General features: G+C 41.3%; 12 protein-coding genes. 11 read left to right on the top strand and 1 reads right to left on the bottom strand.

Annotated features, from left to right (window positions below):
* Positions 1-64: 64 nt before the first annotated feature.
* From xseA to MHB69_RS11050, 11 genes are all read left to right on the top strand, one after another.
* A complete protein-coding gene (gene xseA, locus MHB69_RS11100; RefSeq protein ID WP_065214641.1) occupies positions 65-1,411 on the top strand; it encodes an exodeoxyribonuclease VII large subunit in 1,347 nt (448 codons plus the stop codon).
* Positions 1,408-1,668 carry an exodeoxyribonuclease VII small subunit gene (locus MHB69_RS11095; RefSeq protein ID WP_003215880.1) on the top strand — a complete coding sequence of 87 codons (261 nt, stop codon included), beginning with the start codon at positions 1,408-1,410 and terminating at the stop codon, positions 1,666-1,668. The genes xseA and MHB69_RS11095 overlap by 4 nt, the downstream gene beginning before the upstream one ends.
* Complete coding sequence (locus tag MHB69_RS11090; RefSeq protein ID WP_061109341.1) at positions 1,658-2,548, top strand: polyprenyl synthetase family protein; 891 nt, start codon at positions 1,658-1,660, stop codon at positions 2,546-2,548. Before MHB69_RS11095 ends, MHB69_RS11090 begins: the two co-directional genes overlap by 11 nt.
* 150 nt (positions 2,549-2,698) lie before the next feature.
* Entirely contained in the window at positions 2,699-4,600 is a 1,902-nt protein-coding gene (dxs, locus tag MHB69_RS11085; protein ID WP_034280265.1) for a 1-deoxy-D-xylulose-5-phosphate synthase, read from the top strand.
* A complete protein-coding gene (locus MHB69_RS11080; protein ID WP_034280266.1) occupies positions 4,597-5,451 on the top strand; it encodes a TlyA family RNA methyltransferase in 855 nt (284 codons plus the stop codon). The genes dxs and MHB69_RS11080 overlap by 4 nt, the downstream gene beginning before the upstream one ends.
* A 163-nt stretch (positions 5,452-5,614) precedes the next feature.
* A complete protein-coding gene (argR, locus tag MHB69_RS11075) occupies positions 5,615-6,064 on the top strand; it encodes a transcriptional regulator ArgR (RefSeq protein ID WP_024422938.1) in 450 nt (149 codons plus the stop codon).
* 33 nt (positions 6,065-6,097) lie between these two features.
* Positions 6,098-7,831, top strand: a complete 1,734-nt coding sequence (gene recN / locus MHB69_RS11070; RefSeq protein WP_342495560.1) for a DNA repair protein RecN — start codon at positions 6,098-6,100, stop codon at positions 7,829-7,831.
* A gap of 200 nt (positions 7,832-8,031) precedes the next feature.
* Positions 8,032-9,309 carry a SpoIVB peptidase gene (gene spoIVB, locus MHB69_RS11065; RefSeq protein WP_342495559.1) on the top strand — a complete coding sequence of 426 codons (1,278 nt, stop codon included), beginning with the start codon at positions 8,032-8,034 and terminating at the stop codon, positions 9,307-9,309.
* 284 nt (positions 9,310-9,593) lie between these two features.
* Positions 9,594-10,397 carry a sporulation transcription factor Spo0A gene (spo0A, locus tag MHB69_RS11060; RefSeq protein WP_024422935.1) on the top strand — a complete coding sequence of 268 codons (804 nt, stop codon included), beginning with the start codon at positions 9,594-9,596 and terminating at the stop codon, positions 10,395-10,397.
* A 456-nt stretch (positions 10,398-10,853) separates the two neighbouring features.
* The gene (locus tag MHB69_RS11055; protein WP_024422933.1) at positions 10,854-11,954 is read left to right on the top strand and encodes a Rap family tetratricopeptide repeat protein; all 1,101 of its coding nucleotides are present in this window, start codon (positions 10,854-10,856) and stop codon (positions 11,952-11,954) included.
* 227 nt (positions 11,955-12,181) lie between these two features.
* Complete coding sequence (locus MHB69_RS11050) at positions 12,182-12,919, top strand: glycerophosphodiester phosphodiesterase (RefSeq protein ID WP_024422932.1); 738 nt, start codon at positions 12,182-12,184, stop codon at positions 12,917-12,919.
* 36 nt (positions 12,920-12,955) lie between these two features.
* Here MHB69_RS11050 and MHB69_RS11045 read toward each other — a convergent pair whose 3' ends face one another.
* Entirely contained in the window at positions 12,956-13,192 is a 237-nt protein-coding gene (locus tag MHB69_RS11045; protein ID WP_024422931.1) for a DUF2627 domain-containing protein, read from the bottom strand.
* Positions 13,193-13,311: the final 119 nt, after the last annotated feature.

The following is a 13,311-nucleotide window of genomic DNA, read 5'->3' as shown; positions in this document are numbered from 1 at the left end:
TCCATTCATCCACCTGCATGCTGCCGGTGGATGAATGTGCGTTTTTGAAGAGGAGGAATACGTCATGAGTGAAAAAGCCTTTGTGACGGTCACAGCCCTTACAAAATACATAAAAAGAAAATTTGATGTTGATCCGCATTTAGAAGATATTTGGATCAAAGGTGAGTTATCCAATGTGAAGATTCATTCAAGAGGTCATGTTTACTTCACCTTAAAAGACGAAAACGCACGCATGCAAGCTGTCATGTTTCAGCGTTCCGCAGCAAAGCTGCCTTTTTCACCAAAGAGCGGAATGAAAGTGTTTGTACGCGGCGGGATTCAAGTCTATGAACCAAGCGGCAACTATCAATTATATGCAAAAGAAATGCAGCCTGATGGTGTTGGTGCTCTTCATCTCGCTTATGAAGAGCTGAAGAAAAAGCTGGCAAGTGAAGGCTTATTTGATGCGCGCTATAAAAAATCAATTCCTGAATATCCAGAGGTTGTTGGTGTCATTACATCACCAACAGGAGCGGCTGTTCGAGATGTCATCACAACGATTAACCGGCGCTATCAGCAGGCGAAAATCATTGTGCTTCCGGCGCTTGTTCAAGGTGAAAATGCCATTCGTTCAATCGTAGAGCGGATCAAGGAAGCAAATGAAAAACAGCTCTGTGATGTCTTGATTGTCGGAAGAGGAGGCGGTTCGATCGAAGAACTTTGGGCCTTTAATGAAGAAGCTGTCGCAAGAGCGATCTTCGCATCAGACATTCCAATCATTTCTGCAGTAGGGCACGAAACGGACTTTACGATCAGTGATTTCACTGCAGACATGAGAGCACCAACACCAACAGGAGCAGCCGAGCTCGCTGTTCCAAGCACAGCCGATTTAATAGAACGAATCAAATCCATCGATATTCGGCTTACAAGGGCCGTAAAGAATCGAACTTCACAAGCGAAAGACCGTCTTGTGGCGCTGCAATCCTCTTATGCCTTCCGTTTTCCAAAACGTTTGCAGGAGCAAAAAGAGCAGCAATTCGATTTGGTATTTGACCGTTTTCAAAAACAGCTGACGAGACAAATTGAACAAAAACGCAGTCAACTAGACCGCCAGACATACAGGCTGAAGCCGCTTCATCCAAAAGAGCAGCTGCTTCAGGCGAAAAAACGCCACGCCAATGAAACAGAACAGCTCATCCGCAGCATGAATGTGCAAATGAAAACAATTCATTCGCAGTTCCAATCTGTTCTTGGTAAACTAAATGCATTAAATCCACTTCAAGTGATGGAAAGAGGCTATAGTTTAGCTTATAAAGACGATGAACTGATTAAAAGTGTAAACCAAGTCGATACGAAAGATCAGCTGGCTATCACCATGAAAGATGGACGGCTGATTTGTGAGGTTATTGAGAAGGAGGGGCAATCATCATGACAGAATCAAATAAACAAAAAGAAGAACAAATGACATTTGAAGAAGCGATGAAAGGTCTTGAGGAGATCGTTGGAAAGCTCGAAGAAGGAGATGTACCACTTGAGCAAGCCATTCATTATTTTCAAGAAGGCATGACACTTTCAAAGCTTTGTCATGAAAAATTACAGCACGTTGAAAAGCAGATGGATTTCATTTTAAAAGAGGACGGTGAGCTGGCTCCTTTCTCGGTGAAGGAGGCAGATGCTGGTGACAAGTAATTTGCAGGATTTTTTAACAACACGAAAACAGGCCATTGAAGAGTATTTATTTACATATGTTCAGGAATTGAAGATTCCAGAAGAACTAAAATCTTCGATGCTTTACTCTCTTGAAGCTGGAGGGAAAAGACTTCGCCCTGTTCTCGTTCTTGCTTTATTACATGCTTACGGAAAAAACGAAGAAGATGGCATACCGGTTGGCTGTGCTGTAGAAATGATTCATACGTATTCATTGATACATGACGACCTTCCTTGCATGGACGATGATGACCTTCGCAGAGGAAAGCCGACCAACCATAAAGTATACGGGGAAGCAACCGCGGTTCTCGCTGGTGATGCACTTTTAACGGAAAGCTTTCGCCTGATTACATCTCAGCTATCTAGCAGCGTCTCTCCTGACCAAAAGCTCAGAATCGTAGATGAGCTTGTGCGGTCAGCAGGTGCACTAGGAATGGTTGGCGGTCAATTTGATGACATGGAAGCAGAGCAAAAACAAGTCCCGCTTGCTGAACTAGAATCCATTCATGCCCGGAAAACAGGAAAGCTTCTCACATTCAGCGTCACAGCAGGTGCAATGCTGGCAGGAGCATCAGATGACGATATCGAAAAACTAAGAGAGTTCAGCTATCATATTGGCATTGCTTTTCAAATCCGTGATGACATTTTAGACCTCGAAGGTAGCGAAGAAAAAATAGGAAAACGGGTCGGCTCTGATACAGCGAATGAAAAGTCGACATATCCTTCTTTATTAACGCTTTCAGGAGCAAAAGAAAAGCTGCACGAGCACATCACACGTGCAAAAGAAATTGTCTCAAATCTTGAATTAGAGCAGCAATTGCTGCATGAGTTATGTGATCTGATCGCCTCAAGAGATCATTAAAAACAGCCTAGATTTGAGGGTCTTCGAGCAATTGTGGTAAACTGTAAACAGTTTATCATGATGAGACAACTCTTATTCCCGCTTGGTTTTCATAGGAATAAGGCATTATATATGTAGATAGAAATTTTGTTGAAAGCGAGTTGATCCTGATTGGATCTTTTATCAATAAAAAATCCAACGTTTCTAAAAGGAATGTCAAATGCAGAATTAGAGGAGCTTAGTGCTGACATTCGCATGTTTTTAATTGAGTCCTTGGCTAACTCTGGCGGGCATATCGGTCCGAACCTGGGTGTCGTTGAACTCACGGTTGCCCTTCATAAAGTATTTGACAGCCCGAAAGACAAATTCCTTTGGGATGTTGGACATCAGTCTTATGTTCACAAGCTGTTAACTGGTAGAGGGGCGGAGTTTGATACACTTCGTCAATATAAAGGACTTTGCGGTTTTCCTAAACGAAATGAAAGTGAGCATGATGTTTGGGAAACAGGCCACAGCTCAACATCATTATCTGGCGCGATGGGGATGGCGGCGGCGCGGGATATTAAAGGGACAGATGAATATATCCTGCCGATTATCGGAGACGGTGCATTAACCGGAGGTATGGCGCTTGAAGCTCTGAATCATATCGGTGATGAAAAGAAAGATATGATCGTCATCTTAAACGATAATGAAATGAGTATTGCACCAAACGTCGGTGCAATTCACACCATGCTTGGCAGACTGCGCACAGCAGGCAAGTACCAATGGGTAAAGGACGAGCTCGAATATTTATTCAAGCGGATCCCAGCTGTAGGCGGAAAGCTTGCTGCCACAGCAGAGCGTATTAAAGACAGCCTCAAGTATTTACTAGTGTCTGGCATGTTTTTTGAGGAAATGGGATTCACATACTTAGGTCCTGTTGATGGACATTCTTATGAAGATCTTTTTGAAAACCTTGAATATGCAAAGAAAACAAAAGGTCCTGTTCTGCTGCATGTCATCACGAAAAAAGGAAAAGGCTATCAGCCGGCAGAATCCGATAAAATTGGGACATGGCACGGCACAGGTCCATACAAAATTGATACAGGTGATTTTGTAAAACCAGCAGCTGCTGCACCGTCATGGAGTGGTCTCGTCAGTGAAACAGTCAGAAAGCTGGCGCGGAAAGATGAGCGTATTGTTGCCATCACGCCTGCGATGCCTGTTGGCTCAAAACTTGAAGGCTTTGCAAAGGAATTTCCTGAGCGAATGTTTGATGTAGGGATCGCTGAGCAGCATGCAGCCACAATGGCAGCTGGGCTTGCGACGCAGGATATGAAGCCATTTTTAGCGATTTATTCAACGTTCCTGCAAAGAGCTTATGATCAAGTGCTGCATGATATTTGCCGCCAAAACCTCAATGTTTTTATCGGAATTGACCGTGCGGGTCTTGTCGGTGCTGATGGAGAAACGCATCAAGGTGTGTTTGATATTGCCTTCATGCGTCATATGCCGAATATGGTGCTCATGATGCCGAAGGATGAAAATGAAGGCCAGCACATGGTCAATACAGCCATTCAGTATGATGACGGTCCAATTGCCATGCGTTTCCCGCGCGGAAATGGGCTTGGTGTGAAAATGGATGAACAGCTCAAAACCATTCCGATTGGATCTTGGGAGGTTCTTCGCCCAGGGAAGGATGCCGTCATCTTAACATTCGGTACGACGATTAAAATGGCGCTGCAAGCAGCTGAGGAACTTCAAAAAGAAGGGAAATCAATTCGTGTCGTCAACGCTCGGTTTATTAAACCGCTTGATGAAGCGATGCTAAACGACATTCTTTCTGAAGGGATTCCGATTTTAACGATTGAAGAAGCTGTGCTCCAAGGCGGGTTTGGCAGCAGCGTATTAGAATATCTACACGACAAGAAAGCATCACATATCAAAGTAGAACGCATGGGTATCCCAGATCAATTTATTGAGCATGGAAGTGTTGATGCCCTGCTTGAAGAAATTGGACTGACGAAAGCACATGTTGCTGAGACTTTACGTGACCTGCTTCCAGCAGCACCAAGAAAAGGAATTGGATCATGACATCAAAGAAAGAACGACTTGACGTTTTATTAGTCGAACAAGGACTAATGGAAACAAGAGAGAAAGCAAAGCGTGCCATCATGGCAGGGATCGTTTACTCAAATGAAAACCGTTTGGATAAACCAGGAGAGAAAATTGCTCGTGATACGCCGCTTACAGTGAAGGGGAACCCTCTCAAATACGTAAGCCGCGGCGGGTTAAAACTTGAAAAAGCGCTAAAAGAATTTGATCTGACAGTTGAAGGGAAATTGCTGATTGATATTGGCTCATCAACAGGCGGATTTACAGATTGTGCTCTTCAAAATGGAGCAGTCAAATCATATGCTGTAGACGTTGGCTACAATCAGCTTGCGTGGAAATTAAGGCAGGATGACAGGGTCATCGTCATGGAGCGCACCAATTTCCGCCATTCCGTCCCAGCTGATTTTACTGAAGGGTTGCCAGAAGTGGCATCGATTGATGTATCTTTTATCTCACTCAAACTCATTCTGCCGGCTTTAAAGCATATTCTTGTGCCGGGTGGTGACTGTATTGCGCTCGTCAAGCCTCAATTTGAAGCAGGCAGAGAGCTTGTTGGGAAAAAAGGCATCGTGCGTGAGCCCTCTGTCCACCTTGGTGTACTAGAAGAGATGAATCAATTTGCTGCAAAAGAAGGTTATGATGTAAAGGATGTATCATTTTCGCCTATCACTGGTGGAGATGGAAATATTGAATTTCTGCTTCATTTAGTGCTTCATCCTGATCAAGAAGAAAATGCGGCACTTCCTGCTTCACAACTTGAGAAGGTCGTGAAGGAAGCCCATTCTGTATTGAAAGAAAAGAAAAACAGCCCTGAGCCGGCTGACACATGAAATCATTGAAACAAAAGGAATAATAGCTCGCTATTATTCCTTTTTACATGGTCAAAAGACAAGAATTGGCCGTATCTCACGTAATGCTTGTTTTTTGAACTGTGCATCATATAACATAGAACGTAAAGACAAACTGAGAATAAAACGCCTAGGGGGGTCAAATATGAATAAAGGTCAAAGGCATATTAAAATTAGAGAAATCATTGCGAGCCAAGAAATCGAAACACAAGATGAATTGGTCGATATTTTGAAAGCCGATGGATATAACATCACACAAGCGACCGTTTCTAGAGATATTAAAGAATTACATTTAGTGAAAGTTCCGACGAACAATGGAACATATAAATACAGTCTTCCTGCGGATCAGCGGTTTAATCCGCTGTCAAAGCTGAAGCGGTCCCTAATGGATGCATTTATTAAAATGGATGCTGCCAGTCATTTGATTGTTCTGAAAACAATGCCGGGTAATGCTCAGGCGATTGGTGCTTTAATGGATAATTTAGATTGGGAAGAAATTATGGGAACGATTTGCGGGGATGATACGATTTTAATCATTTGCCGCACCCCAGATGATACAGAGACAGTTTCGAGCAAAATTTTAGAGCTTCTATAAAGAATCAGGTTTACTAAAAGAGGTGTCAAATGAGTGTTAGCAGAACTAACCATTAAAAACTTTGCAATCATTGAAGAGTTAACGGTTTCATTTGAAAAAGGACTCACGGTTCTAACGGGGGAAACAGGTGCCGGAAAATCCATCATGATTGACGCTGTCTCACTTCTCGTGGGAGGAAGAGGGTCCTCTGAATTTGTCCGCTACGGTGAAAAAAAGGCAGAGCTGGAAGGGCTTTTTCTTGTACCAGCCGATCACCCTGTATTTGCTCTATGCGAAGAGCAGGGAATTGACGCATCAGATGAAATGATGATCCTCCGCCGTGATATTAATAACAGCGGGAAAAGCATTTGCCGGATTAATGGAAAGCTTGTCACCATCTCACTTTTACGGGAAGTAGGCCGGCTTTTGCTTGATATACATGGACAGCACGATAATCAGCTGCTCATGGAAGATGAAAATCATCTGCATTTGCTCGATCAATTTGGAGCAGAAGACATTGCACCGGCTCTCATGCAGTATCAAGAAGCATATGATCAATATATGAAGACGGCCCAAAAGCTAAGGCAGCTGTCTGAGAATGAGCAGGAAATGGTGCACCGCTTAGATTTACTGCAATTTCAGCTAGAGGAGATTGAGGCGGCACAATTAGAGCCGGGAGAAGATGAGAAGCTTCAGGAAGAGCGTCATCAAATCAGCAACTACGAAAAAATCTATTCCTCACTCCAAAACGCGTATAACGCTCTGCGTAATGAGCAAGGAGGACTAGATTGGGTTGGTATGTCCTCAAGTGAGCTTGAGCAGGTGTCTGAGATCAACGATGATTTGAAAAAGCTATCTGAACAAGTGTCGAACTCCTACTACATATTAGAGGATTCAACCTTCCAAATGCGAAGCATGCTGGATCAATTAGAATTCGATCCGGCTCGTCTTGATTTTATTGAATCCAGGCTGAATGAAATGAAGCAGCTAAAACGAAAATACGGCACAACCGTTGAGGAAATTTTGGAGTATGCGGCGAAGATTGAAGAAGAAATAGATCAAATCCAAAATCGAGACAGCCATCTGCAGACGCTCAAAAATAAATTAGATGCGATGAGCCGTGACGCCCTGCTCGAAGCACTTAATGTTTCGGAGCTGCGTAAAAAATGGGCCAAAAAGCTAGCGAAGCAAATCCAAACAGAGCTCAAGGATTTGTATATGGAGAAGTCATCATTTGACACAGCTTTTTCTGTTCGATATGCGCCATTTGGCAGCACCGATTGTCCGCTATTAGACGGAAAACCTGTGCAGCTCGGGAAAAATGGAATCGACCAAGCACAATTTGTCATTTCTACAAATACAGGCGAACCGATGAAATCTTTATCGAAAGTAGCCTCAGGTGGAGAAATTTCACGTGTCATGCTCGCTGTGAAGAGTATTTTCTCAGCTAAACAAGACGTCACATCCATTATTTTCGATGAAGTTGATACAGGCGTCAGCGGCAGAGTGGCACAAGCCATTGCTGAGAAAATTTACAAAGTTGCGTCTGGATCACAAGTGCTCTGTATTACACATCTGCCTCAAGTAGCCGCAATGGCTGACACACATCTCTTCATTTCGAAACGCTCGAAAGCGGGCAGAACACTGACGAGTGTCAAACCATTAAGTCATGAAGAAAAAGTGAGTGAAATTGGCCGGATGATTGCCGGTGTGGAAGTGACTGAGCTGACAAAACAGCATGCAAAAGAACTATTGCACCAAGCAAATGATGTCAAAACAACAGGGTAGCTGAATCATCAGCTGCCTTTTTTATATGTTGTGTAAAAGCCGGCGTATATACCCATAAAATCGTCTTTTTCTTTTATCAATTTATCCAATCATTTTCTAAAGCTGCCGGTTATAAATCCTCTCGAAGAAGGCAAAAGTAAAGATGTAGCCAAAACATGAGTGTTCTGGTGTGGGTAAGGAGCGAGGAGAGTGAAAAATGAATGCCCGAAAAGATGAGAAAAGCCATTGGTGTGATTCTCCTTGTTTCTTTAATAAGTACAGGGTTTATGAGCATAGTGAAGGAATACATCAGCATTCCAACAAATGTTGCTGTATTTGAAAAACAGAAGCACTCAATTGACACATCGATTGAAGCGTCAGCCAATGCTTCTTCACCAGCCTTTAGCCTTTCAGAGAAAAAGAATCAGCTGGATATTACAGGACAAAAGGCGGGAAAAGCCGAAATTGTTTATGATTTTAAAGGATTTCCTATTAAGAAAACAAAAGTTGACGTTCTCCCTGAATTAAAAGTCATTCCTGGAGGTCAATCCATTGGCGTCAAGCTCCACTCTGTAGGAGTTCTCGTTGTAGGTTTTCATCAAATCACAACAGCAGACGGCAAAAAATCACCAGGTGAAGCCGCAGGCATTCAATCAGGGGATATGATCATTGAAATCAATGGTCAAAAAATGGAGAAAATGAATGACCTCACCCCATTTATTCAGAAAGCAGGGAAAACGGGTGAAACGCTTCGTTTGCTCATAAAGAGAGATCATAAAACCTTTCAAACAACATTAACACCCGCAAAAGATGCAAGTGAAGACATCTATCGAATTGGTCTTTACATTCGTGATTCTGCAGCAGGAATCGGCACGATGACCTTTTTTGAACCTTCATCTAAAAAATATGGTGCCCTTGGGCATGTGATTTCTGACATGGATACAAAAAAACCAATTGTTGTCGACAATGGTGAAATTGTTAGATCAACCGTGACATCGATTGAAAAAGGCACAGGAGGCAATCCTGGAGAAAAATTGGCGAGATTCTCTTCCGAAAGAAAAACAATAGGAGATATCTCCCGCAACAGCCCTTTTGGTATCTTTGGTACGTTAACCGAAAAGCTTGAAAATCATGTAGCAGATAAACCACTTCCAGTCGCTTTATCAAATGAAGTAAAAGAAGGCCCAGCAGAAATTTTAACCGTTGTGGATCATGATAAAGTGGAGAAGTTTGATATTAAAATCGTCAGCACAACACCGCAGAAATTCCCAGCAACTAAAGGAATGGTATTGAAGGTAACAGATGAGAGGCTCTTAAGCAAAACGGGCGGAATCGTCCAAGGAATGAGCGGAAGCCCCATCATCCAAAATGGCAAAGTCATTGGAGCTGTCACACACGTATTCGTCAATGATCCGACTAGCGGGTACGGCGTACACATTGAATGGATGCTGTCAGAAGCAGGAATCGACCTTTATCAAAAAAACAAAAAAGCAAGCTGATCAAAAACTGCCGCGAATCTTCCGGCAGTTTTTTTCTACCCTTTCTTTCTCTTCCATCATGTTATAAAATAAGGAAAAAGAGATTTTTCGACAAAATGGAAAAAAGCATGTTGTCAAATTGCAATAATCGTCGATTCGTTAAGAAAAACGTAGAAAAAGCTAGATAATGCTCTATTATTCGGAAAATTAAAGTTTTTTAAAGGGGATAGCATGGTTTTGTCGAATTGAACACTCAGAAGAGAAATGCAAAAGACTAAAGGAATCGACATTGGGGAGGAAAGAACGTGGAGAAAATTAAAGTGTGTGTAGCTGATGACAATCGAGAGCTTGTTGGCCTTTTGACAGAGTATATTGAGGGACAGGAAGATATGGAAGTACTTGGCGTGGCGTATAATGGTCAGGAATGCCTGACATTATTTAAAGATAAAGAGCCCGACGTTCTCCTCTTAGACATTATTATGCCTCATTTAGACGGTCTTGCTGTACTAGAACGCCTCCGTGAAAACAATGAAATGACAAAACAGCCAAGTGTGATTATGCTAACGGCATTTGGACAAGAAGATGTCACGAAAAAAGCAGTTGATTTGGGCGCATCCTATTTCATTTTAAAGCCATTTGATATGGAAAACCTAGTAGGTCATATTCGTCAAGTCAGTGGAAACGGCACACAAGTTACCCATCGCTCTTCATCAATCCAAAACAGTGTTCTTCGTAACAAACCTGAACCGAAACGTAAAAACTTAGATGCGAGCATTACGACCATTATTCATGAGATTGGCGTGCCCGCTCATATTAAAGGCTATTTATACTTAAGAGAAGCAATTTCTATGGTGTACAATGACATTGAGCTTCTCGGAAGCATCACTAAAGTGTTGTACCCAGACATTGCAAAGAAATTTAACACGACTGCCAGCAGGGTAGAACGAGCGATTCGTCATGCCATTGAAGTCGCATGGAGCAGAGGAAACATTGATTCCATTTCCTCACTCTTTGGTTATACTGTCAGCATGTCAAAAGCAAAACCAACCAATTCAGAATTTATTGCCATGGTAGCTGATCGTCTGCGTTTAGAGCATAGAGCAAGCTAGTATCTTTTTCATGAAAAAACGTTTCTTCATTGAGACGTTTTTTTATTTTGAAACATGTTGTCAAAAATTGGTTAGGTTGATAAAATCATCTTAATGTTTAAATTGGACAAACGGGCTGCTTTATTTTCAGAATAAAATGAAAAATAAAGCATGAAAAAAATAAAAAAGACATAAAGTAGTGGTAATCAGCTGCGCCAATCGATCATGAATTCTTCAAAATAGAAGAAGAAAACGCTCATTCGTAAGAAAAAGGATGAGAGGAAAAGGTCTTATGGATTTGGTAATTTAAGCAAACGAGATCGAAAGTTCTATTTCTATTGACCTGATTGGTTGGCGTTTTAAAGTCACTGGCTTCTTAGAGATTGTGCCATTTGAACTGAATATTCCCATTGTCGAATTTAATAATTTTCACATTCTTTTACTATGCTATAATAATGAAAAGAAGAGGGTGAGGTTATGGGAAAGCTGAAAATCCACTCTGCTGAGGTAGCGAACGAAATTAGCAAGTGGACGAGGGTCATTTCTCAGAATGACTTAGAAAAATCTGCTGTCTATAAAGAGAAAATTCAGAATTTGCTAAAAAATACAGATGAAGACCGTGAAGTTCTCCTTTATTATCAGCTTGTTGACGGCAGACATGAAATGTTACTTGGAAATATAGAAAAAGCCAATCAAATTATGAAAAGTGTCGGAACGCTCGATGAGAAGGCAGATGACATTATTAATTTTTATTTTTACTTTTACAAAGGCCAATATGCTGCATATGTGAAAAAGTATGATGAAGCCATTAGCTTTTACAAAATTGCAGAACAGCGGCTAAAACGTGTGAATGAAGACCTGGAAGTAGGAACTTTTCACCATAAGGTTGCTTCGATCTATTACGAACTGAAACAAAATTTCATATCCATTAATCATATTAAAAAAGCCATCGATACATTCAAAGCGCATGAAGAGTACACAGCGCAGGCGATTGACAGCTTAATTTTACATGCAAGTAATTGCATTGATTTGTTCCAATTCGATGAAGCAGAGAAAAAGTATAAAGAAGCACTTGAGAAAAGTAAGCGCATTAACAATGAAGTGCTGATTGGGAAATGCTATCACAATTTAGCGGTTCTTTATTATGCAAAGCATGATTATGAAAAAAGCGCACATTATGCCAAAAAAGGAATGGGCATTCAAATTCACCGTGACAATAGCCATTATTACATCCAATCTTTATATGTTCTGGCCAATGCTTTGGTTCATTTAGGAGATCAAGAGGCGAGGGAATATATTAAAGAGGGTATTTTGTATAGTTGCGATATCCAAAATAATGAATATATAGTAAAATTTGAAATTTTAGATTTGATGTGCGAGAATAGTGGGGCAGCAGACGTATTCTCAGAAAAATTAGACTACATAGAAAAAAATAGATTATATGTGGAGCTTGAGGATTTGTCTGAACAAATATCGAAATACTTCAAGGAACGAAATGATTATCAAAATGCCATTCGTTTTCTTGAAAAGAAATTCGATGCACAAATACTTCAAAAGAAAGTGGAGGTTATCTTATGAAAAAGTTGTTGTTAGGTGTAACCGTTGTTACAGCAGTCGCAGTTGTTTCTTCCCTTTTTGCTCTTGACGCAGAGACGACAGAGCAAGCCATCAGAGCGATTACGTGATCGAATTTATCTGTCAACCTCTTCGTATGAATCAGAAGAGGTTTTTTTATGCGCTCAAAACTGGAAAAACGAAAAAAGACACGTCATAATGTAAGGAAGCATCATATTTAGAGGTGACCTATGACGAAAATTTTTGCACACAGAGGCTTTAAAGGCATTTATCCTGAAAACACCATGATAGCCTTCGAGCATGCACTCCATTCGGGAGCTGACGGAATTGAGCTGGATGTTCAGCTGACGAAAGACGGCAGACTTGCTGTCATTCACGATGAGAAACTGAACAGAACAACGAACATGAAAGGTTTAGTGAAAGACCATACATATGAAGAATTAAAAGCGGGAGATGCGAGTCATTCTTTCTACGAAGAAACCGGTGCTGTATCCATTCCTCTTTTGGAGGAAGTATTAGAGCTAGTGACGCAGCAATCATCATTGATCATCAATATTGAACTAAAAAACTCCATTTATCGATATCCGGGTATCGAAGAGAAAGTAAAAAAACAAATCGAGCATTTTCAAATAGAAGACCGTGTACTTGTTTCATCGTTTCATCACGGCAGTTTAGCTCTTTTTCACAAACTGATGCCGCATGTTGAACTTGCGGTTCTCACAATGGATGTGATTCATCAGCCGGAGATGTATATAAAAACAGTACCAGCAAGGGGCTACCATCCAAATATCAAGGGTGCCGGCGTGACCAAAGAGGTTGTGGCAGCTCTCCATGCATCTCAGCAAGTGATCAGGCCGTTTACAGTAAATAGTGAAAAGCAAATGAAAAACATGTTTTCCTTAGGTGTCGATGGCATTTTTACTGATTTTCCTGACCGAGCCGTGAAAATAAGAGAAGAAATGAAATAAAGACCTGCTCAAAATCAGCGGGTCTTTTTTCACGTTTTATCTCTGCTTAAAGCGAGCAGTCACTTTATTTCGTTTACGGTCTCTATATAAAATAAAGCCAGCCACTACATAAAGACCTCCCCCTAAAAATAACAACCCTGCAATTCCTTGCAGCCATAAATATGGAAATGGTGCAATGATGATGCCGAAAACAGTGTCACGCAGCAGCTTAATCCCAAGTGCTGCAAGCGCGCCAGGTATTAAAATAATCACTAGTGCAAGTATTCTCCCCATTAAATGTCCCCTTAAACGTCATTTACTTCCATTGTCTAATTCAAAAAATATTTTGTCAAGAAAGGAAAACGTGGTAATATAAGAGTTGTGCAATTTTTTGCAACGGAAAAATATGGTGT

The organism is Bacillus sp. FSL K6-0994 (assembly GCF_038630815.1).
GTDB lineage: Bacteria > Bacillota > Bacilli > Bacillales > Bacillaceae > Bacillus > Bacillus safensis.
The sequence above is the reverse complement of the archived record's forward strand: the minus strand, read 5'-3'. Positions and strand labels throughout refer to the sequence as shown.